The organism is Halarsenatibacter silvermanii, assembly GCF_900103135.1.
GTDB lineage: Bacteria > Bacillota > Halanaerobiia > Halanaerobiales > Halarsenatibacteraceae > Halarsenatibacter > Halarsenatibacter silvermanii.
Window position 1 is genome coordinate 1 of the sequence record NZ_FNGO01000031.1, and the last position, 21,959, is coordinate 21,959.

At 47.4% G+C, this 21,959-nt stretch carries 21 protein-coding genes and 2 riboswitches; of the genes, 7 read left to right on the forward strand and 14 right to left on the reverse strand.

The genetic code is table 11. The features are described from left to right. Positions 1 to 567: 567 nt before the first annotated feature. Both BLT15_RS11765 and BLT15_RS11770 read right to left on the reverse strand, forming a co-directional pair. Positions 568 to 1,647: an Ldh family oxidoreductase gene (locus BLT15_RS11765; protein ID WP_089762030.1), complete on the reverse strand. Its 1,080-nt coding sequence runs from the start codon at positions 1,645 to 1,647 to the stop codon at positions 568 to 570. Positions 1,648 to 1,702: 55 nt separating this feature from the next. Next, positions 1,703 to 2,440, reverse strand: a complete 738-nt coding sequence (locus BLT15_RS11770) for a GntR family transcriptional regulator (protein ID WP_089762033.1) — start codon at positions 2,438 to 2,440, stop codon at positions 1,703 to 1,705. Between the two features lie 554 nt (positions 2,441 to 2,994). Beyond that, a riboswitch (purine riboswitch) is annotated at positions 2,995 to 3,096 on the forward strand. Between the two features lie 263 nt (positions 3,097 to 3,359). Here BLT15_RS11770 and BLT15_RS11775 point away from each other — a divergent pair. From BLT15_RS11775 to BLT15_RS11785, 4 genes are all read left to right on the forward strand, one after another. Next, a complete protein-coding gene (locus tag BLT15_RS11775) occupies positions 3,360 to 4,403 on the forward strand; it encodes a SulP family inorganic anion transporter (RefSeq protein ID WP_089762035.1) in 1,044 nt (347 codons plus the stop codon). Positions 4,404 to 4,413: 10 nt separating this feature from the next. Continuing rightward, positions 4,414 to 4,968 carry a phosphoribosyltransferase family protein gene (locus BLT15_RS11780; RefSeq protein ID WP_089762037.1) on the forward strand — a complete coding sequence of 185 codons (555 nt, stop codon included), beginning with the start codon at positions 4,414 to 4,416 and terminating at the stop codon, positions 4,966 to 4,968. Between the two features lie 223 nt (positions 4,969 to 5,191). Further along, positions 5,192 to 5,365, forward strand: coding sequence for a hypothetical protein (locus BLT15_RS13330; protein WP_159429941.1), 174 nt, complete (start codon positions 5,192 to 5,194; stop codon positions 5,363 to 5,365). 81 nt (positions 5,366 to 5,446) lie between these two features. Further along, a complete protein-coding gene (locus BLT15_RS11785; RefSeq protein ID WP_089762039.1) occupies positions 5,447 to 6,208 on the forward strand; it encodes an HpcH/HpaI aldolase family protein in 762 nt (253 codons plus the stop codon). Positions 6,209 to 6,346: 138 nt separating this feature from the next. Here BLT15_RS11785 and BLT15_RS11795 read toward each other — a convergent pair whose 3' ends face one another. Genes BLT15_RS11795 through BLT15_RS11805 form a run of 3 tightly spaced genes read right to left on the reverse strand, consistent with a single transcriptional unit; the run spans position 6,347 to position 9,750 of the window. Further along, positions 6,347 to 8,083 carry an NADH-dependent [FeFe] hydrogenase, group A6 gene (locus BLT15_RS11795; RefSeq protein WP_089762043.1) on the reverse strand — a complete coding sequence of 579 codons (1,737 nt, stop codon included), beginning with the start codon at positions 8,081 to 8,083 and terminating at the stop codon, positions 6,347 to 6,349. Continuing rightward, a complete protein-coding gene (locus BLT15_RS11800; protein ID WP_089762045.1) occupies positions 8,076 to 9,317 on the reverse strand; it encodes a complex I 51 kDa subunit family protein in 1,242 nt (413 codons plus the stop codon). Before BLT15_RS11800 ends, BLT15_RS11795 begins: the two co-directional genes overlap by 8 nt. Positions 9,318 to 9,330: 13 nt before the next feature. After that, positions 9,331 to 9,750, reverse strand: coding sequence for an NADH-quinone oxidoreductase subunit NuoE family protein (locus BLT15_RS11805; RefSeq protein ID WP_234985614.1), 420 nt, complete (start codon positions 9,748 to 9,750; stop codon positions 9,331 to 9,333). Between the two features lie 296 nt (positions 9,751 to 10,046). Between BLT15_RS11805 and BLT15_RS11810 the strand changes: the two genes are divergently transcribed. Further along, entirely contained in the window at positions 10,047 to 11,240 is a 1,194-nt protein-coding gene (locus BLT15_RS11810) for a pyridoxal phosphate-dependent aminotransferase (protein ID WP_089762047.1), read from the forward strand. Between the two features lie 207 nt (positions 11,241 to 11,447). On the opposite strand, the gene trpB is transcribed toward BLT15_RS11810, so the two are convergent. Further along, positions 11,448 to 12,665, reverse strand: coding sequence for a tryptophan synthase subunit beta (gene trpB, locus BLT15_RS11815; RefSeq protein ID WP_089762049.1), 1,218 nt, complete (start codon positions 12,663 to 12,665; stop codon positions 11,448 to 11,450). 766 nt (positions 12,666 to 13,431) lie between these two features. Here trpB and BLT15_RS11820 point away from each other — a divergent pair. Both BLT15_RS11820 and BLT15_RS11825 read left to right on the forward strand, forming a co-directional pair. Next, positions 13,432 to 14,535 carry an NAD(P)-dependent alcohol dehydrogenase gene (locus BLT15_RS11820; protein ID WP_234985615.1) on the forward strand — a complete coding sequence of 368 codons (1,104 nt, stop codon included), beginning with the start codon at positions 13,432 to 13,434 and terminating at the stop codon, positions 14,533 to 14,535. Between the two features lie 318 nt (positions 14,536 to 14,853). Then, a complete protein-coding gene (locus BLT15_RS11825) occupies positions 14,854 to 15,237 on the forward strand; it encodes a carbonic anhydrase (protein ID WP_089762051.1) in 384 nt (127 codons plus the stop codon). Here BLT15_RS11825 and BLT15_RS11830 read toward each other — a convergent pair. The 8 genes from BLT15_RS11830 to BLT15_RS11865 all read right to left on the reverse strand — a co-directional run. Beyond that, on the reverse strand, positions 15,234 to 15,506 hold the full coding sequence (locus tag BLT15_RS11830) for an MATE family efflux transporter (protein WP_089762054.1): 273 nt from the start codon (positions 15,504 to 15,506) through the stop codon (positions 15,234 to 15,236). The genes BLT15_RS11825 and BLT15_RS11830 overlap by 4 nt on opposite strands. Positions 15,507 to 15,515: 9 nt before the next feature. After that, the gene (locus tag BLT15_RS11835) at positions 15,516 to 16,280 is read right to left on the reverse strand and encodes an ABC transporter ATP-binding protein (protein ID WP_089762057.1); all 765 of its coding nucleotides are present in this window, start codon (positions 16,278 to 16,280) and stop codon (positions 15,516 to 15,518) included. Then, positions 16,271 to 17,350, reverse strand: coding sequence for a FecCD family ABC transporter permease (locus BLT15_RS11840; protein WP_089762059.1), 1,080 nt, complete (start codon positions 17,348 to 17,350; stop codon positions 16,271 to 16,273). Before BLT15_RS11840 ends, BLT15_RS11835 begins: the two co-directional genes overlap by 10 nt. Before the next feature lie 85 nt (positions 17,351 to 17,435). Continuing rightward, complete coding sequence (locus BLT15_RS11845; RefSeq protein WP_159429943.1) at positions 17,436 to 18,578, reverse strand: ABC transporter substrate-binding protein; 1,143 nt, start codon at positions 18,576 to 18,578, stop codon at positions 17,436 to 17,438. 211 nt (positions 18,579 to 18,789) lie between these two features. Next, positions 18,790 to 19,002: riboswitch (cobalamin riboswitch) on the reverse strand. A 370-nt stretch (positions 19,003 to 19,372) separates the two neighbouring features. Further along, positions 19,373 to 19,549, reverse strand: coding sequence for a twin-arginine translocase TatA/TatE family subunit (gene tatA / locus BLT15_RS11850; RefSeq protein WP_089762063.1), 177 nt, complete (start codon positions 19,547 to 19,549; stop codon positions 19,373 to 19,375). Positions 19,550 to 19,594: 45 nt separating this feature from the next. Continuing rightward, positions 19,595 to 20,725, reverse strand: coding sequence for a 4Fe-4S dicluster domain-containing protein (locus BLT15_RS11855; RefSeq protein ID WP_089762066.1), 1,131 nt, complete (start codon positions 20,723 to 20,725; stop codon positions 19,595 to 19,597). 5 nt (positions 20,726 to 20,730) lie between these two features. Further along, positions 20,731 to 21,375, reverse strand: a complete 645-nt coding sequence (locus BLT15_RS11860) for a TorD/DmsD family molecular chaperone (RefSeq protein WP_089762068.1) — start codon at positions 21,373 to 21,375, stop codon at positions 20,731 to 20,733. A gap of 15 nt (positions 21,376 to 21,390) precedes the next feature. Next, positions 21,391 to 21,959 (reverse strand): 4Fe-4S dicluster domain-containing protein (locus BLT15_RS11865; protein WP_143423086.1); only part of this gene is annotated, 569 nt, incomplete at its 5' end.

The following is a 21,959-nucleotide window of genomic DNA, read 5'->3' on the forward strand; positions in this document are numbered from 1 at the left end:
CAGCTTCTGTTATACCACCGCTTATTAAAACTGCGGAGATAACCAAAAGACTTATGAACAGCGCTTTTTTGCCTGCGAACATATTAACACTCCTAATTGATTTGATAATGGAAGTTGCTAACAGATAAAACCAGGATTTAACTGTATTTTATCTGCAAAATAACCGCTCTTTAATCGAAAGACAGCCCGAATTATCACCATCATGTTCAGATTGAGACCAGAATTTTAAGTAAAGGACCGGCCCTGCTAAGAAAAAATCAGTCGATTAACCCGCCAGCAAAAATAAGTCCGGGATTAATTATGTTTATCCACCTCCAATCGTCTGCAGTATGGTTGTTATATTTAATTTTAATATGCTAAACAATAAAATAAACCACTTAATTCATTAAAATACAAGTATACTTACACTTATCTATGTTAAAATAACATTTTAATACACTAATATTGTCAGAACGACAAAGTTTCAGGAGAACAAACAATTATGAACCTTCCTGTCTTCAGCTGATAAATAGGTGTGACAAAAAAAGCTCATTTAGTTATACTGGAAGATAAAAAGAAAAACCACAATTATAATTCATTTTCATCTGGAAATAGTTCCATTCCCGCTTTCAGTCTTTTGTTCAATTTTTTCAGCTCACCAGCAATTTCTTTTTTTAGAGGAATTCCCTGCTCAATTCTTTTTTTCTTTTCTTCGGCTTCGATCTCACCGGGTAGTTTTACCTCCTCAAACCCTGCAGCCGGAGGAATACTTTTAATCTCATCGACCAGGCTATTTATTCTCTCATAATATTCTGCAGATGAAATAAAACTTTCGATATCAAAAGCTCCAAAAAAGTGACCAAAATTCTGAGGTTCCTCAAAATTTTTGAACATCGAACGCAGATGCTCCCCCCATTTTGCTCCGGTTAAAACCCCGGTAAAAATGGAGACCATCAAAGCGAGAGCAGAACCTTTAGGGCCTCCTGCGGGCAAAAGCCCCCCTTTTTTGGCTTCGCGGGGATCTGTAGTCGGGGTTCCATTTTGATCAATGGCCCAGTCTTCGGGAATTTGCTGATTATTTTTTTCAGCCATAATTATTTTCCCCATTGCAACCCTGCTGGTAGCCATATCGATGATTATGTCAAAGTTTTTTCCCGTAGGAAAACCGACAGATATAGGATTGGTGCCAAAGTATGGCTCCCCACCTCCAAAAGGAACCAGACAGGAAGGAGCATTGGAAAAAACAATTCCTATTTGATCTTCTTTAATAATCCGCCGGGAAAAGAAGCCGGCAATTCCGAAATGATTACTCATTTTCACGCCTACAAATCCCGCTCCTTCTTCCCGGGCGAGTCCGATAACTTTCTCTGTAGCTTTGTGACCTACAATCTGGCCCTGCCCGTTTTTACCGTCTATCATTCCTGTTGCCGGCGAGCGTTTTTCAAATTCAATCTCGGGATTGGGATTCACCATATTCTCTTTTAATCTGCGGCAGTATATAGGTAATCTCATCACACCATGGGTGTCTATGCCCATCAAGTTGGCTTCTATCAAGGAAGATGCAGCTATTTCTGCTCCATTTTCTTCCAGTCCAGCAGCTTTTAACATCTCCTGGCTGAACTCTGCCAGCCGAGAGTGATTTACTTTAATAATGGAGTCATCATTCATTTTTTCCCCTCGCTTAAAATGAAATTTTTAAAAAAATAAGCAGCCAGCAGTGACTCTAATGAAATATGCCGTATATTATATTTTGGGCGGCTTTGTCGATATGTATTTTCAGTTTTTTTATTGTTTCTGCAAAACTCTCATTCTGTATGAGTTCGATTAATTGCAGATGTTGATAGATGGAGTCTTCTATATCGCTGTGAGCCCTTGCAGATAAATACTGGTATCTGCTGATCTGAGCATAAATATTGTTCATGAAATTTTTAATATAATCATTTTCGCTTTCCTCTATGATCGCCATATGAAATTTCCGATCGCTGGCAGCCATAACTTCATAATCCAATTCTTCACCTCTTTTTAATTTTATGAGATATTCCTCCAGCTGATTTTTTAGCTCATCAAATCTTTTTTTATCCAATGAATCCCTGGCTAAATCCAGAGCTTTGCACTCCAGCGCTTCTCTGGTAGCATAAAGCTGTTTTACATCGCTGAGACTTATATCGCTCACATAAATTCCCTGGCTCTTCTCCGCTGTAAGCAAATTTTCTTCCTGCAAAAGTTTTATGGCCTCTCTGATCGGGGTTCTGCTCATTTCCAGAGCCTCAGCCAGCATATTTTCACTCAGATAACTGCCGGGTTCAAGCTCACAGGTAATAATTGAATTTTTAATAATCCTGTATGCTTTGTCAGAGAGGTTCTGGCCCTGCTGTCTTTGGGACTGCATTTTGGAAATTCTTTCGATCAAATGCATATGGGCATCCTCTAAACGCTTCTTCCTATCTGGAGATTTTCCCATTCTTTTTCAGCCTCCCCTGTTAAATACAACCTGTATACAGCTGTATATTTTATAATTATTTAAAGTTGATTAAAATCCTTCTTTCAGGGGCAAAACTCCATCATGATTGACGTTTTTCCCGGCTAATATTCGAGCTGGACTTTTCAGATCATCGATCGTGATATGTTAAGATTGCAGATTCTGAGAAGAAGTTTTACTTGCACCCGGGGGCCCGGCATGTTAAAATTATATTCGTAAATAAAATACGGATCTTCTTGTTATCAGTTGATGAATATCGTATAAGACCACTATCATGACAATAGTGGCTGGAAGATATAAAGCAAAGTGATACTCGAAATTTTTCGCAACTCAGGTTAAGTCCCTGGCCAAAAAATAGTGTCCCCGGCTCAGGATGTGCCGGGCTGAGCGGGAGCTCAGGGATGAGCTCTCGCGAAGAGAGCGCAATTTTTGGCCGAGAACTAAACGTAAGCCGGGAAAAAATTTCATTGTGAACGCAGCTTTATATCTTCCAGTACAACTAAATGAGGTTTTACACACCTATTAATCGAAGACAAGAAGATCCTAAAATACAGCCTTATATAATTGCGAGAATAAGGCTCGCAAGTCTCTACCAGGCAGCCGTAAACTGCCTGACTATGGGAGAAGGCATCTAGGTAGCCGCCGGGACAGCTTTGAGATCTCATCTTCTGCTGTTTTTGGATCTGGAGTTATCGTCTCTTTTGTCTGTTCCGGCAGGTCCGAGCGATGTTAAAAACACCGAAGGGACAAAAACCCAGGCGGGTAGGTTCTGCTCAGAGTCAGAGAGCCTATTCGCCCGGGTTTTTTATTTTGGCCCACCTTCTATTGCCCGTCTCTTCTCCTCTCCCGGATCAAAGAAAAAGTTCTCATAATTCAAATCTTATCTGGAGGTAGATAAAAAATGATACAGGATCTGCTGGCCGCCTTAGGGGTGGTTGTCAACGGACTTCCCCAGGGGCTTTTAGCGATGTCCTTCGGTTTTGCCGCAGTCCCCAGCGCCATAGCCTTTATTATCGGAGCTGTCGGCGTCGGGGCGCTGGGCCTGGTCGCTCCAATTTCCTTTCAGGCCGAGACGATAACACTCGCCGGAAAACTGGGAGATAGTTATCGCGAGAAGCTCTCCATGGTATTTATGTCCGGCGCTATCATGGGAATCATCGGGGTTTTTGGCCTGCTGGAGACGGTGATTGATTTCGTGGGAACGGTCATAACCAGCGGCATGATGGCGGGAGTGGGGATCATGCTGAGCCTGGTAGCTGTCAATATGACCCGGGAAAACCGGCCGGTGGGCCTGAGTTCGATCGCGACCGGCCTTTTAGTCTATGTATTCACCCAGGATCTCGTCTATACCATCGTGTTATCGGTGGCCGCGGGAAGCGTCGTCGGTTATCTCATCGAGGGAGAGCGCCCCGGCGATTTTGCCACCGAAGAGCTGCTCAAAATCCGCCGGCCTGTGCTGAATCTGCCCGTGCTGCGCGGAGCGCTGGCTTTGGTGTGTCTCACCATAGGAGCCAATATAGCTTTTGGGGAGATAACTGCCTCGCTGGCAGGTCGACCTATCAATATCGATCACCTGACCGTTGTCAGCGGGCTGGGCAATATGGGCTCTTCTCTCTTCGGCGGAGCCCCGGTGGAATCGATCATCTCCGCAACCGGCGCGGCTCCCCGGCCGGTGCTGTCAGCAGTCATGATGATGAGCATCATGGCCGTCATTCTGCTCGCCGGGTTTCTGCCCCGGCTGGGCAAATACGTGCCCGCTCAGGCTATATCGGGGTTTCTGCTGGTGCTGGGAGCTATAGTCACCGTACCCGATAATCTGGAAGCAGCAGCGGCCGATCCGCTGGTGGGCGGAGTAACGGTAACCATGACCGCCATAACCGATCCCTTTATCGGTCTGGTTTCCGGGCTCGTCGTCAAAATGCTCTCCACCGCGGTAGGATTGTAGGTGAACTGTCATGGATAAATACGAACTGGATATATGCGGGCTCAAAAGAGAGCTGCCGATCATTCAGATCGAAGAAGATCTGGCCATAGCCAGCTTCGTCATCCTGGGTGATACCGAACTGCTCATCCGGGCCGCTCCCGAACTGGCTTCCCGGCTGCCGGAATTTGATCTGCTGATCTCGGCCGAAGCCAAGGGTATTCCACTCATTCACGAAGTCGCCCGCTTTTTCGATATGAACTATATAGTTGCCCGCAAAAGCGTCAAATCCTACATGAGAGATCCGCTTATAGTCGAGGTCGATTCGGTCACCACACGGGAAAAACAGGTGCTCTGTCTCGACCGCTGCAATGCCGATAAAATTGCCGGGAAAAAGGTGGCGATAATAGATGATGTGGTCAGCACCGGAGCCTCTATGGAGGCTGTGGCAACTCTGGTCGAGCAGGCCGGAGGAGAGGTAGCCGCCAGGGCCGCCCTGCTGGCTGAGGGTCAGGCCCGGGGGCGGGAGGATATAATCTATCTCGAAATACTTCCGCTCTTCGATGGAGAGGGCCGGCCGCTGGAATAAAGAGACTAAAATTCCATCATATGATTTGTTTGAAATATCTCGCTGTGTTATACTAAATACTGGAAATGGTTTAGTTTAAAACAGATCCCTCGGTCATCTGTTTCCAGCAGATGGCCCTTTATATTTCTTGCAGATATAAAGCAAAGTGATACTCTAAATTTCACACCTATTTACCAGCTGAATACAGGAAGATCCTATTTTAATAACTTCAGGAGGTGAGCGGATGAAGCATATTAAACTCATGCGGGTCGAGATGAAGGCGGGCCAAAATCACGACGGAATAAAAAGCCTTGAAAAAACGGATGAAGGAAAATTAAAGCTCAATCAGTCAGGAGGGATCACCGAGGTATTTCCCGGCAGGATAGAAAAGATAGAGCTGCACGAAGCCAGGGTTTAAAAGAGGTTTTTCTCCATATCGGTCGATTTGATATAATTTTAGCCGTATTCATCAAAGGAAAACAGAACGGAGGAGATCAAAATGGGCCAGAAAAATTTAAAAGAAAAGCTTCTGGAGGGAGAAAAATGCCCGGGTATCTTTCAGGTGCTGGACCATCCCGGCGTATCAAGGATTATAGCTGCCGCTGACTTCGACTGGGTGGTTTTGGATGGCGAACACGGTCATTTTACCAGCTCCAGTCTGAGAAACTGCCTGGAAGTTCTGCAGGGACGAGATATTTCGCCTCTCATCAGAGCGCCCGATAATGATACAGCCATCATAAAGCAGATTCTGGATATAGGGCCGGAAGGAATATTGATCCCGCTGGTATCCGACCGCGAAGAATGCGAGTCGGCCGTTTCAGCCAGCAAGTATCCTCCCCGGGGCATCAGAGGTATAGGTCCCGGTCGGGCCACCAATTATGGAGATAATATGAAGGAATATCTGGAAAGCGCAAACGATGATATTTTGACAGCCGTTCAGGCCGAAACTGTCGGAGCTGTGAATAATATAGAGGAGATTGCAGAGGTGGAGGGCCTGGATATGATCTTCATAGGGCCTTTCGATCTCTCCGGCTCTATGGGTATACCGGGGCAGACCGACCATCAGCGGGTGCAGAAGGCGGTGGATAAGATCATAAAAGTCTGCCGCCGCCAGGATGTCGCTCTCGGAATGTGGTGTGAAGATGAAGAACACGCCGACAGGATGTACGAGAAGGGAGTGCAGTTTCTCGTCTGCAGCACGGAGTCGATGATCTTTTCTCAGGGGCTTGATGAGAGCCGGGAAAAATTTTCCGATTTTTAGCCGGGAAAGCCCCGCTGAAGACAAAGAAGAACCAAAAGCGAAAAGGCCGGACGCCAGCGGAGATAACTCTGTCCCGCTGTCGTCCGGCTTTTTTATCATCGATCAATTTTTTTGTACCCGATTTTTTCTCGGCCAGTTTTATCCTCCCGGCACGCCTCTGAAGGTGTAATCGGTGTGCAGCAGCTTATGGGCCCGGGAGCTGCCCGGTTCATCCAGAAATTCCTGATAGAGTTTCTGGATTCTGGGGTTTTCATGGGAACGGCGCAGCTCCTTGTTCTCATCTATATCATAAAGCGAGTTTATTCTCCGTTCCCTCACCTCTTCCCAGGTCATATCGGTATTGATCGGCTGGCCCCCGCCGCTGATACAGCCGCCCGGACAGGCCATCATCTCGACAAAATGAAATTCCTCTCCCGCTTCTATCTTCTCCATCATCTTTTGAGCATTGCTGAGGCCGTGGGCCACGCCCACCTTCAGGGTAATATCGTCGGTGACAGGTACCTCGGCCGTCTTCAATCCCTGCAGACCTCTGACCGGAGTGACATCGATCTCCTCGAGCTCCTCGCCGGTTATGAGATTATAGGCAGTTCTGACGGCCGCTTCCATAACGCCGCCGCTGGCTCCGAAAATATCGCCGGCTCCTGAGGAGACGCCCAGCATCTCATCATAATCCTCCGGTTCCAGCTGGCAGGCATCGATACCGACCGATTTCAGCATGCGGGCCGCCTCGCGGGTGGTCAGCACATAATCAACATCATCGCCCATCTCCGGCCGGTTGGCCTCAAACTTTTTGGCGGTGCAGGGCATTATGGAGACCACCACGAGCTCATCCTCAGCCAGCCCCATTTTATCGGCATAATAACTTTTGGCCACCGCCCCGAACATCTGCTGCGGCGATTTGGCCGTGGAGAGATTTTCGAGATATTCGGGATAAAAATGCTCGATGAATTTGATCCAGCCGGGGCTGCAGGATGTCAAAACCGGCAGATGATCATCGTTTAATACCCTCTCGACCACTTCGGTACCTTCCTCCATTATGGTTAGATCAGCAGTGAAATTGGTGTCGAATACCCGGTCAAACCCGAGTTTTCTCAAAGCGGCCACCATCTGACCGGTGGCGATGGTACCCGGTTCTTTTCCGAAGGGTTCAGCTATCGCCACACGTACCGAGGGAGCAGTCTGCACGATAACATGCTTATCATCATCGTAAATGGCATCCCAGACGCCGTCCTGATGATAGACCTCATGCAGAGCGCCGGTCGGACAGGAGACAACGCACTGACCGCAGTTGGTGCATTCCACATTGCCCATGCCTTTATCCCGGAAGGTGGTTACCTTTGTCTCGGGGCCGCGGTTGGCTTTGGCAAAGACGCCGACCCCCTGAACTTCCTCGCATTTTCTGATACAACGGGTGCAGTTGATGCATTTTTGCGGCTCCCTCACTATGGAAAAGCTGGAACGGTCGAGTTCTTCCTCGCCATTCCCGCTCGGCTCGAGGCGCACGCGGCTGACGCCGATATCCTGAGCTAAATCTTCGAGCTCACAGCTGCTCTGACGGCTGCAGATCAGACAGTTGAGCTCACAGCTGATATTGTGCGAGGCTATGATCATCTCGAATAAATTCTCTCTTACCTCTCTCACGCGGGGAGAATGGGTTTTGATCTCCATTCCCTCCCGGGCTCTGGTGTTGCAGGCCGGCCGCAGCTGGTCCTGGCCCTCGACTTCCACCACGCAGAGCCGGCAGCCCCCGTAAACTTCGAGATCATCGGCAAAACAGAGGGTGGGTATATTCACATTGATCTGGCTGGCCGCTTCTAAAATTGTGGTGCCCGGCTCGACGGTTACCTGCTTGTTATCGATGGTCAGTTCAATCATGATAAACAGCCTCCTCGGTTAGCTCCTGCTTGAATTCGGAAATGATCGAGCCTGTGGGAAGCCGAGCGGTCTGCCCCAGGCCACAGCGGGCGGCAGCCGCCATAGTGCTGCCCAGATCTTCTATTATCTCCAGCTTTTCTTCGGGGAAATCTTCGCTGCCGTTATCCGAATTGGAGACGATCTCATAAATCTGATGATTACCCTCCCGGCAGGGAAAACAGGTGCCGCAGGATTCGTCCATATAAAATCTGGCTATCCGGGTGAGAATATCTTTGAGATTTTGTTCCGAGCCGACCACCATAACTCCGCCCGAACCCAGGCTGGAACCGGCTTCATCCAGGCCTTCATAGGAATATTCGCACTGCAGCCTTTCCGGGGGCAGAACCCTGGTGGAAAGCCCGCCGGGAATTACAAATTTTATATCCTGGCTCTTTTTGAGCCCGCCGCCCAGATCGTCGATAATCTCCTGCAGAGTCGAGCTGCCGAATTCTACCTCATATACGCCGGAGAAATTGACATCGCCGCTGAGACAGACGAGTTTCGTCCCTTTGCTCTCTGCGGTGCCCAGGGCGGCAAATTTTTCGCTCCCCTGATTTAGGATCTCGGCAGCACAGGCCAGAGATTCGACATTGTTGACCAGCGTGGGACAGCCGCAGAGTCCTTTGCTGATGGGATAGGGCGGCTTGGTGCGCGATCCTCCTCTCATGCCCTCCAGCGAATTCAAAAGCGAGGTCTCATCGCCGCAGACATAACAGCCGGCGCCCCGAACTAATTTTATATCGAAGCTAAAGTCAGAACCCAATATATTCTCTCCCAAAACCCCTGATTCGCGAGCTTCTTCCAGCGTCTCCTGCAGAATATTTATCGAGTTGAAATATTCTCCTCTGATATAAATATAGCCAAAATCTGCATCTATCGTGTAGGCGGCGATCAGCATGCCCTCCAGAACTTTCAAAATCCTCTCATCCAGCAGATATCTGTCCTTAAAAGTGCCCGGTTCCCCCTCATCGGCATTGCAGATCACATACTTGAATTCTCCCTCTTCCTGATAGGCCAGCTCCCACTTTTTTCCGGTGGGAAAGCCGGCTCCTCCTCGGCCTAAAAGTCCGGCCTGGCTGATCTCTTCAATAATCGCCTCCGAACCTATATCCATGGCCCGCTGCAGGCCCGGAAAATCGTATTCCTCGAGATCCCGCAGCCGGGGCCCTTTGAGAAATTTTTGCTCCTGAACCATCAGCTTACCCTCCTTATTGACATTCTGATAGGATATCCAGCGCCCGGCCCGGGCTCATCTCCGTGTACATTTTGTCGTTTACCATCATCACCGGCCCTTCTCCGCAGTGTCCCAGACATTCGACGACTTCCAGGGTGAACAATTTATCCTCAGAGGTCTCGCCGCACTCCAGACCGAGATAATCCTGGACCGCTGTCAGCACCTCGCTGGAATCATTCAGATAGCATGATACGCTGTCGCAGAGCCTGATAATATATTTGCCGGTCGGTTCGGTGTAAAACATCGAGTAAAATTCCAGCGCCCCGTAGATCTTGGCCCGGGGTTCGGAAAATTTCTCCGCCAGATTGGTAATCTCTCTCTCAGGAATATAGCCGTAGGTGTCCTGAATGTCATGAGCCATCTCCAGCAGAATATCGTTGTCCCTCTGCAGCAATTTTTCCCGCCTCCTTTCTCCAGAGCTAGGTGTGTTAAAAACCTCATTTAGTTGTACTGGAAGATATAAAGCTGCGTTCACAATGAAATTTTTCCATATTTATAATTAAAAAGATAATGACATCTTTTATGTTAGATAAATATTCAGAAAATGTAAATGCTGTCTGTTTTTTTCATACATGTATACAAGTATTTTTAAAAGTGAATGATATCATAAGGTTTGCCTGGCCCTTTTTTATATGCTAAACTGAAAAAGGGAGTATTTTTGTAAAATTTTGAAGGGGGAATAAGCTAGTTATGAAATTATCGGAGAGGGCGCAGACGATTGAGGCATCGATGACGCTGGCCATAAGCGCCCGGGCCAAAGAATTACAGGCCGATGGTCACGATGTGATCGGATTTGGAGCGGGCGAGCCCGATTTTGACACTCCCGAACATATAGGAGAGGCCGGTAAAGAAGCCATCGATAAAGGACTTACCACCTACACACCTGCCGCCGGCACCAAAGGTTTGAAAAAAGCGGTGCAAAGAAAATTCAAAAAGGACAGCGGGCTGCATTACGATCTGGACCAGATTATAATATCCAACGGAGCCAAACACTGTCTTTTCAACACCTTTCAGGCTATTTTAAATGAAGGAGACGAGGTCATCATCCCTCTTCCCTACTGGGTTTCCTATCCGGAGATGGTAAAGATGGGCGGAGGAGATCCGACCTATGTAAAAGCCCGGGAGGAGAATGGATTTAAAGTCGACATCGGGGATCTGCGCGGAGCAGTAAACGAGGATACGAAGGCTTTAATTCTCAACAGCCCCAATAATCCGACCGGCTGTGTTTACACCGAAAAAAAGCTGGAAGAGATAGCCGCTCTGGCCGTGAAAGAAGATTTTATGGTGGTTTCAGATGAGATTTACGAGGAGATTATATATGATGAGAGGGAGCATGTGAGCATTGCCACTCTGGGCGAGGAGATCAAAAAGCAGACCATCGTGATAAATGGCATGTCCAAAGCCTATTCCATGACCGGCTGGCGGATCGGATTTGCCGCTGGACCGCAGGAAATAATCGAAATCATGGCTAATATGCAGAGCCATGCCACTTCCAATCCCAATTCCATAGCCCAGTATGCCAGCGTGGCAGGCCTGGAAGGATCTAAAGAGCCGATCTATGAGATGGTGGAAGTCTTCAAAGAACGCCGGGATTACATGGTCGAAGAGATAGATGATATGCCTGAAGTCAGCTGTATAAAGCCATACGGAGCCTTTTATCTCATGGTCAATATCGAGAATCTATTCGGCTCTACCTATGATGGTCAAAAGATTCAGGGTTCGATGTCATTTGCCGATCTTTTCCTGGAGGGAAAAAAAGTGGCGGTCGTGCCGGGCAAAGCCTTCGGCCATGACGGATATATCCGGCTTTCCTACGCTGCCTCGCTCGCGGATATCAAAGAGGGTCTAAAGCGGCTGCGCAAATTTATAGAGGAGATAGATTGAGATAAGAGATAGACCGGCTGAAATTTGTTTGAGATCATCTTCATTTTGAGATCATCTTCATAATGTATAATGCTGGAAGCTGTAAAGCGAAATGATACTTGAACTTAAGCTTTACTGCTTCCAGCAATTATTATCATGATAGTGATCCTGTAAGATATCTATCAACTGATAACAGGAAGAACCTAAATTAAAAGCTTTTATTCATCTTTAACTGAAGTGTTCGGAGGTCGACTCCACATCCTTATCGCCGCGTCCGGAGAGATTGACGACGATGATATCCTCGCTGTCCAGCTCTGGAGCCAGCCGGGAGAGATAAGCCAGAGCATGGGAGCTTTCTAAAGCAGGAATAATACCCTCCAGTTCAGATAACTCCCGAAAAGCAGCGAGAGCTTCTTCATCCGATATAGCTTCATAGCGGGCCCGGCCTGTTTTCCGCATATAGCTGTGTTCGGGGCCCACACCGGGATAATCGAGTCCGGCGGCCAAAGAATGAACGGGAGAACCCTCTCCCTTCTCATTCTGGAGCAGATAACTTTTATAGCCGTGTTTTACCCCCGGCTTTCCCCGGGTCATGGTGGCGGCATGTTCGCCTTCTTTATCTCCCTTTCCTCCCGCTTCCAGACCTATTAACTTCACCTCTTTTTCCTGACGGAAGGGATGGAAAAGACCGATGGCATTGCTGCCTCCTCCCACACAGGCCAGCAGATAATCCGGCAGCTTACCCTCTTTTTGCCTGATCTGTTCTTTTGTTTCCTCCCCTATGATGGATTGAAAATCTCTGACCATGGTGGGATAGGGATGAGGACCCACTGCTGATCCCAGCAGATAAAAGGTATCATCCAGATTTTGAATCCAGTCCTCCAGAGCAGCGTCGACGGCCTCTGAAAGCGTGGCATTTCCCCTGGTGACAGGATTTACTTCTGCCCCCAAAAGTCTCATCCGGTAGGCATTTAGCGATTGTCTTTCAACATCCTTTTTGCCCATGAAGATTTCGCATTCCAGACCAAACATGGCCGCTACAGTGGCGGTTGCCACTCCGTGCTGGCCCGCGCCGGTCTCCGCCACCAGCCGCTTTTTCCCCATGTGTTTGGCCAGCAGACACTGGCCGAGGGTGTTATTGATTTTGTGAGCACCCATATGGTTAAGATCCTCGCGTTTTAGATATATTTTTGCCCCGCCATATTTTTCTGTCAATCTTTCGGCAAAATATAGAGGTGAAGGTCTTCCCACATTTTCCTTTAAATAATGGGAGAGCGTATCCTGAAATTCCTGCTTTTCTCTGTACTCAAAATAGGCATCTTCCAGCTCCTGCAGGGCCGGTTCCAGTTCTTCTGGAACAAATCTGCCGCCAAATTCACCAAAAAAACCGTTTTCTTCTTCCCTATCATTTTCCCGGGTGACATCCGCCTGATCTGAATTTTGCATGAATTTTCCCCCTCTTATTGTTAAAAAATTAAGTAAATAAAAAAACAAAAAAAGCACGGACGCCAGCCCGATGAGATGGACGATATGAGGAAAATTATACAGCAGGGCAAATTGCCTCAGCTATTCTGCTTTCATCTCATCTAGCCTGGCTAAGCTCATCTCATCTAATTTTGATATGTTAATCAGTTGCAAATATAATAACTTATTATCTCCATCATGTCAAGCAGATGGCTGACTGCAGACAATACATGATTTTCCCGGCCTTTCTTATAGGTGTAAACAGTATTATCGGGTATATCATGTCTTCTGGCGACTAAAGCCCCGGTTAAAAAGCCTGAAAAGGGTCTTTTAGGGCGATCTTTGTGAAAATTTTATTAATTACAATGATAGTGCTGCATAATTTTCGGGCAGCCGCAGCTAATATAATCAGCCTGAGCCCTGTTATTTGAGGGATTAAGGGCATAAAGAGATATCCATTGCAGGTTCGGCATAATGATAATACAGGTCTTTATTGCTGCCATAAATGACTCTATCCTCTTTATTTACACCTGGTTGAGGGAAATAGAGAGACAAAAATTATTAAATATATATAAATAACAGGAACAAATAATCAGTTTTAGCTATAATATAGAAAATCATACACGAATAAAGCCTGGAAATCTTTTGAAAATAAGTAATTCAGGCTTTTATATTGAACTGGTCCCGCATGCATGTTATATTATAGGCGAGATAATGAAATTAATCACAATACCCGGGAGGTAATAAAATGAAATCCAAGATGAGAGAGGAGACGCTGAAGACTGCTACAAAAGTTAAGAGCTTTGCCATGAAAGAGGTCGGTGAGGTGGGCTGGATTGAAAAGCCCAAACCCGACTGTGGACCTTATGATGCCCTGATCAGACCGCTGGCTGTAGCCCCCTGCACTTCGGATATCCACACCGTTTATTCCGGAGCTATAGGTGAAAGAAATAATATGGTCTTAGGTCATGAAGCGGTGGGCGAAATTGTGGAAACCGGAGACAAAGTAGAGGATTTTGCAGCAGGTGATAAGGTGATAGTTCCCGCCATAACGCCGGACTGGCACAGCCGGGATATTCAGGATAGGGGACATCAGCACTCCGGAGGTATGCTGCAGGGCTTCAGATTTGCCAATGTAAAGGACGGGGTCTTCCGGGAGGTCTTTCATGTGAATCAGGCCGATCTTAATCTGGCCCATCTTTCCCCGGAGATATCGATGGAATCCGCCCTCATGCTCACAGATATGGTTACTACCGGCATGCATGGTGTTGAGCTGGCCGAGATAGGAAATGGCGATACTGTGGTCGTGCTGGGTATCGGACCTGTAGGACTTATGGCTATAGCCGGAGCTGCTATAAATGGAGCTTCCCGCATATTTGCTGTGGGTTCCAGACAGGTATGTGTTGAAGCTGCTAAAAGATACGGAATGACAGACCATATAAATTATCGTGATGGCGACACAGTCGAACAGATTATGGAGTCCACCGATGGCAAAGAGGTTGACTGCACCATCGTGGCAGGAGGCGGCCAGGATATACTCAAACAGGCTGTAGAGCTGACCAGGCCCGGCGGCACCATATCCAACCTTGTCTACTTCGATGAAGGCAAAGAGCTGCCTCTGCCCCGCTTTGAATGGGGTAACGGTATGGCCCATAAGGATATACGCGGCGGCCTCTGTCCTGGTGGCAGGGTGCGCATGGAAAAACTGAGCCGGCTGGTGGAGTATGGCAGGCTGGACCCCTCGCACCTAATAACACACCGCCTGTACGGATTAGAAGGCATTGAAGATGCTTTTAAGCTCATGAAGGAAAAACCCCGCGATATGATAAAACCCGTCGTAATGGTTGAATAGTTAAAAGCCTATCGGTATAGAACGGAACCATGGACATAAACAGATACTCCGGATAGTATTTTACTACCCTCAAAACCTGACGCTAGGTGATTTGAGTCCCGGCTGCTTCAATTCAGCAGTTGGGATTTTCTTATTTTGATGGTAATGAGCTTTTTTACCCCATCTATTTACCGGCTGAAGAGATGAAAACCTAAAATTTTAATCTGAAGCAGGAGTTTTTGCCGGCAGGGAGAATATCATAATTTAACAGCGAAAATTTGTCGGTTAAATATTCAAACGACTTCATGCTCAAAAACTTCTGAAAGGAGGTAGAATACAATGGAAAAGGGAGTTTTTATGACGGTGATTAACTGCATAGACGGCAGGGTACAGACGCCGGTTCTGGACTGGTTTCACGAGAATTACGAAGTTGATCACGTGGATATGATCACCGAACCGGGACCGAATCTCATCCTGGCGAAAAATGAGGATCAAAAAACAGTGGAGTCCATCAAAGAGCGGGTGAAGGTGTCTACTGAAGAACATAATTCTGAAAGAATAGCAGTTGTGGGTCATTATGATTGTGCTGCCAATCCGGCCGGCAGAGCAGGTCAGATTGAACATATTAAAGATGCAGTCGAGGTGGTCAATTCCTGGATATCGGGAGCCGATGTTTTAGGATTGTGGGTCGACAGCGACTGGCAGGTGGAAGTAGTCGATTAAAACTTATCAGAAGCCATAAAGCGCAGTCCACAAACAGTCCCACAAAAATTTCCATAATCCCCAGTTCCAGCGGTATCGCCGGCCCCGGTTAAATGACCGGATATTACCCGATAAAATGTGAGCAGAGGCGCGACCAGACACAGGGCACGCAAAAAGCCGGCAGCAAAAGCGAGGGTGGCGGCGTCTTCGCTGAAAATCGATACTGCATATGGAGCCAATAAAATCACAATCCCTGTATTTATAACGGCCGCAGTTAAGTGCTCTGCAATCCGGTTAGGTCAGGCGATAGGACTTTCCGGAACAATTATCTTCTCTCCCCGATGTTCGAGTACAGCCACTTCTACCCCGTAAACTTCCTGAAGATTTTCAGATGAAAGAATTTCCCGGCCGCCAGCAGCATAAACACGGCCTTCTGAGAGCATTATAAACTTATCGCTGTAACGAGAGGCAAGACTCAGATCATGGATTGCCGTGATCGCCGCTATCCCCCGGCTGGTCTCCTGGCGGATCAACTCCAAAACCTCCAGCTGATGGCGAAGATCCAGATCGCTGGTCGGTTCATCGAGGAGAAGAATATCCGGCTCCTGGGCTAAAGCTCTCCCAAAAAGAACCTTCTGGCGCTGACCTCCGCTCAGTCTTTTCACATCCCGCAGGCAGAGATCTTCCAGCTGCAGTTTTTCAATGATCTCCGAAACTATTTCCATATCTTTTTCGCGGGGCTTCCAGGATATATAAGGTTTGCGGCCCATCATGATAGCATCGAAGACGGTAACGGGAAAATTTCTGCTCTCGTTCTGCGGAACATAGCCCAGGTGTCGGGCCAGATCTTCTCTGGTAAGATTGAGCAAATCTCTGCCGTTAAAAATAAGCGAACCCTTTTTAGGGTCAAGAATCCGGTTTATGCACTTGATAAGGGTGCTTTTCCCCGAACCGTTGGGACCGATTATGCTTAAAATTTCACCTGCTTTGAGCTCAAAGCTTACATCCTCAAGCACCAGAGTTTCATCGTAGCTGAAATCGATAGAATCTACCTTTAACTCCATAAGTATTCTTTCCCCCTCATAACAAGATAGATAAACAGGGGGGCTCCCAGGAATGAGGTGACCACTCCCACGGGCAATACTATGGGAGATAGCAGCGTTCGGGCGGCAGTATCGGAGGCCAGCAGCAGAATTGAACCGGCTAGCGCTGAGAAGGGAATGAGATATCTATCATCGGTGCCTATTAACTTCCTGACCATATGAGGCGCCACCAATCCCACAAAACCGATAATTCCCACAAAAGAAACTATAACCGCTGCCAGAAAAGACGAAAGCAGCATTCCGATAATTCTCAATCTCTCCACGTCAACCCCCAAAGCTTCGGCGGATTCATCGCCCGAGCTCATCACATTATAATCCCAGCCTTTGCTGACAAAATAGATCAAACAGGGCAGCAGCACGGCGATGATCAGTCCCAGATCGGACCAGGTAGCCCGTCCCACATCTCCAAAAGTCCAGAAAACGATAGAGGCCACCTCGACATCGTCGGCAAAATACTGGATAGCTGTGGTGCCGGCCCCAAATAGAGAACCCAGAGCAACTCCGGTCAGTATGAGAGTTTCGGCTGCAGCCCCTTTGTAACGAACCAGGGCAAGGATGATAAGGGTGGAAACAAGCGCCCAGCCGAAGGCGGAAATGGTGGTTATATAAGGATTATTCAGAATAATATCTCCATCTGTACCGCTGTGAACCTGCCCCACTCCCAGAATGACGATGGAAAAGGCCGCTCCAAAGCCAGCTGCCTGGGATACACCGAGGGTGAAGGGTGAACCAAGAGGATTTTTCAATATAGTCTGCATTATGGTGCCCGATACCGAGAGGCCGGCCCCGGCAACGATGGCAGCTATCACCTGAGGTATTCTTATGTTCCAGATTATGACCCTGACAGGTCCCGAGGTTTCCGCCCCCAGCAAAACCGCCAGCACCTCCCGGGGCGGAATTGTGGTCGAACCCACGGATATGGCTATAATAACCAGAAAAGCCAGGATGATAAGAGATGCGATGCCAAAAATGAATTTTTTGTACTGATGTGATCGATAATCCTGCAAAACGCGATTTTTAACTTCCTCCAAAAGACGATCCCCCTCGAAATTTACAATAAATATTTTCCACCCCTATAGGCCCTATACGCCCTAATATTTGCCAATATTGACGAATCTATTTTTCCAGCAGATTTATCTGTTCAAAGGAGGGGAAAAACTCCTGCTGTTCTTCAAAAACCGGTTCGCCCAGAAACACTTCCATAATTTCTTCCGCCCGGTCGACAGGATCTACATCTTCAAAAGCTTCCGGATATATGACACTTCCTATATAGTAACCGTTGGCCAGAATATTGCTGAACTGGCGGTGATAGGAGGAATAGGGCAGAAGTGTATGAGTTCTCTCTTTTTGTACTGCCTTAAGAGCGGCGAACTCGTCATGCCGGTCCATATCGTCGTAAACCAGGTTTAAATTGCTGGAATCCATGAAAATATAGTCAGGATCCCAGAGCATAAGCTGTTCTCTGTCCACATTGGCCTGGGTGACGGTGTCAAAATCCAGCTCTCTTTCGGCGACATGATCGGCATCTAAAAATTCCAGGGGAGGAAAGGGCACCCGGACCGAGGTCAAGCCATGAGCTCCCCTGTGACCCATACCTCCGATAAAGACTTCCGGTCTTTTTTCTTCGGTCACCTCCTGACCTCTGCTTTCCAGGTCGGATATAATCTCTTCGGTAAAATCTATCAGTTCTTCGGCTCTATCCTCCTCGCCGAATATTTCTCCCAGGATGCGCCAGTCGTCGAAGAGCACATCACGATATTTGTGCAGATCGCCAAAATCCAGATAAACGACCGGTATTTCCGTCCTGTCCTGTAGATCTTCAGCATCCTGGACATCTCCCGAATGAATGATCAAATCAGGATCCTGACGGGCGATGAGCTCGGAATCGCCGCCGTGGTTGGGTCCTATCTGAGGTTTTTCTCTCAACTCTTCATAGACCAGCTGATAATCCCGGTAAAGCTCGTCATCAGAGCCGACTTCTCCTTCTTCGACCCCGATTATATTTTCGACCCCGGTAAAATAGAGAACATTGCGCGGGGCCCCGGAACCGACGGCTATGACTTCTTCTGGCTCATGAGGAACTTCAACAATTCGACCTCCCCTATCCTCTATCTCCAGAACCTCACCGGAAACCCGGGCGGACTGCGGATTGATAAATGCTCCAGCAGCCAGAATGAAAACCACTGCGAGTGAGATCAGCAGGAAATTTTTCATAAAACGATGATAGAAATTATTAAAAAGCGGTATTGAGGTGACCAATTTTAGAAATAACCTCCTTTGTTTTTTTGCCCGTTTATTGTTGCTCATATTTATGGCAAAATAAAAGGCCCAACCCTGACAGGTTGAGCGGTTTAGGTGAGTAAGCCTACACAGGTCCGGTAAAATGCGACGGTTAAATGAGCTGATAGGAGATATAAGGGACTCTCCGGTCCTGTATTAGCTTCACCTACATTCCCTGCCATAGGGGAACTGCAGGCTCGACAACCAGGCAGGTCTCCTGACTTCTGGCCTTTGCCGGATTTTACCTTCCCAGCGCCCTTGCCGGCCGGGCAAAATCATAGGCGACTGGTGGCAGATAAAAATCCGGGGTGACCAGTTACAGTGGCGGGCCCGTTCAGGCTTCTCACCTGATTCCCTATTATCCCCCGGCAATGCCGGAGGCACCTGATTGCGCCGATATTTAGTTTTTTTCCCTGCTTTATTAATTCAAGATATGTGATTATATTCCTTCCCGGTTATTTCCGGTTTTTTTCCGCTGTAAAAATAATGAGCTTTCCCGCCTGTTTCCAGCAGTGCCTCACGGCAAATAAATGTGTTACTGCCCCGAGGTTCTCACCCCGAGATTCTCATCAATAGAATCACTTGAGGACATAGGCCATAGCTCTTCCAACCGGCCCCTTATTATCCTGGATCTTCCTTTTATCAGTTGATAGATATCGTATAAGATCGGGGGGGAATTTCATTGTGAACGAAGCTTTATATCTTACAGTACAACTAAATGAGGTTTTTTATACACCTATTAACCAACTAAAGACAAGAAGATCCATTATCTTTTACTCGTCTTTATCTTCGTCTATTACGGAAACTTCCTCCACCTCTTTGCTGGCATTTTTAAGCTCTCTTATACCCGAACCTATAGCTCTTCCCATCTCCGGTACTCTGCCGGGGCCAAAGATTATCAGGATTATCCCCAGAATTATAATCAATTCAGGAGCGCCCAGTCCAAACATTATATTACCTCCTTTGCAAAAGAGAATTGGAATAAAAAATGAAAACTAACAAAAATAACATTTATCTCTGCCGCTTTTTAAATTGAACGGGGCCCCACAATCAGGGCATTTTCCCAGCCTGAATCCGGGCTCAAGGACGATCCTGCCGGCGGTAAACTCATCATGTGTGAGACCGCCGACAAATTTTAAAGCATCCTGAGGACAGCTGCTGCGGCAGACATGACAGCCGGTGCATCTGCCCGGATAAAAAAACGGATTTTCCTGGGTGAATTTGATCGCGCCGGTGGGACATAATTTTTCACAGCGCCGGCAGCATGTGCAGCGTTCTTCTCTGAATTCCGGCCGGGCAGAAATTATCAAATTATCATTAATATCCAGACTGTTATTTTCTGCAGATATCCTGCAGATTATCTGCAGTAATTCCCGGGGAAGTATGACACTATCTTCTTTTCCAGCTCCGGGATATCTTTTCTGCAGCTCTTCTTTTCCCATCTCTGTCAGATCTTCCAAAACCTCCCCGCTTTTCCGGGCCAGACTGGAGAAAACTTCCCGGCGGTCCAGTTCTTCATCATCTTCATCGGTATCACCCGATAAAGATGAGCTGCCGTCTGATCCGGGCCTTTTTTTGCCGGTATAAATAAAAGGCCTGCAGCCGGGAAAAATCTTTTTGAGAAATTCAACCTGGTTTTTTATCCAGGGGGCGACACGGTCAAAGTTGCTGCAGCCAGCCTCCCGGCAATCTGCAAAGGGGAGATAAAGTTCACTCCCCAGAACTGGAGGGATAATGAGCCGGGCCAAAGAAAAACTTCCCGGGCAGCCTGTCAATATTGCCCCGGAAGAATCTGATTTTTTCAATTTTTTGCAGACAGGCTTGAGAAAGCTGCGGGATTGGGCGGCCTGAATGAGTCTGCTGTTTATCTTTGTTCTTTCCAGCTCTTTAAAATTTAAGGCTGCAGTCGGGCATATAGAGATGCACAATCCACAGCCAGTACAGCGATCATGTTTTTTCGGAATATCATTTTTCTGCAGGCTGAGATTGCGCCGGGGACAGATTCTAACACAGCCCCGGCAGCAGAGAAAATTTCTATCATTATTCAGACATCTTGAACCTTTAATCTCAATTTCTTCTGGCAGAACCTTTTCAGCGAAGAGTCTGAACAGATATTTGCCCAGCATGATGATCAGGCGATCCGGGCCAGATATTCACGTTCTTGTGCCAGAAAATAAGCGAGTATATCGGCCAGACTATCATAATACTCAGAATCGAAGTTATTTTTGATCCTGTCGACAAAGGGCTCATACCAGGGAGCCAGACAATTTTCCAGGAAATATTTCTGCCATTTCAGAACGTTTTCCCCGCTATCTTCGGACTTATGCTCCTCTGACAGAACCAGCTGCTGTTCAGTCAGATAGGCCAAAAAATTGAGCTCCAAAGCTATATGATCGGGCAGGTCCTTGAAGGAATCGGATAATTCCAGCTCCAGTTTTTCATATATATCCATCACCGCCCGGGTGCTTTCTCCCATGGTCACCTTATCATCGATATAATAAGAGCCATAGGGAGGGGCCAGAAGTTTATCCGGCCCCAGAAAGAGTTTGCTGTGTTCAATCAGCAGCTCCTCGAGAGAACTATAACTTTCGCTGGCATTTTCCAGCCCCTGCACATATTCTTTTGCTTCAGTCCAGGCCTCCAGGATTTTGAAGTTCTCTGAGAATTCTTTGCTGTAGGAAGAAGTTAAATTATCCGCTTCGGGAACGTAAAATCCAGCGCTCAGGGCATGGTAAATGTTACGGCGTGCTTTTATTTTTTCTTCTTCTGTATTCATGAATTTATTTCACCTCTACTGCTTTTCCAGTTTGCTGAACTCCCTGATATAATAAACATTGGGTTCTGTCCCCTGATCTTCCTTTAATCTGGTGGCCTCATATTCTTCCAGCAGCTGATATACCTCGCTGCTGGTATCATCCAGATCGCCGAAATTCAGGGCCTGGGCGGGACAGGATTCCACACAGTAGGGATTGAGACCTTCGGCGAGTCTGTGATCACAGAAGGTACATTTTTCCACTACTTCTTCTCTTCTGATGCCATCCCAGGTGCGGGCCCTATTGGGATTATAATAGGGTATAACATTTCCGCCCACATCTTCGACCATTTCCTGACCTTTTTCATCCCGCCAGAAAGGATGAGCTTCTTCAGCATTGTAGCTAATAACACCATAGGGACATTCATTTTCACAGTTGCGGCAGCCGATACAGCGGTCAGCATCCATCAGGACCAGATTGCTTTCAGAATCTTTAAAGATCGCTTTGGGATCAACGGGACAGGCTTCAACGCAGGGAGCATTGTCACAGTGATTGCAGAAAGTTGGTTTATAGCTGTACTCTATATTGGGGAATTCTCCTGTGATTT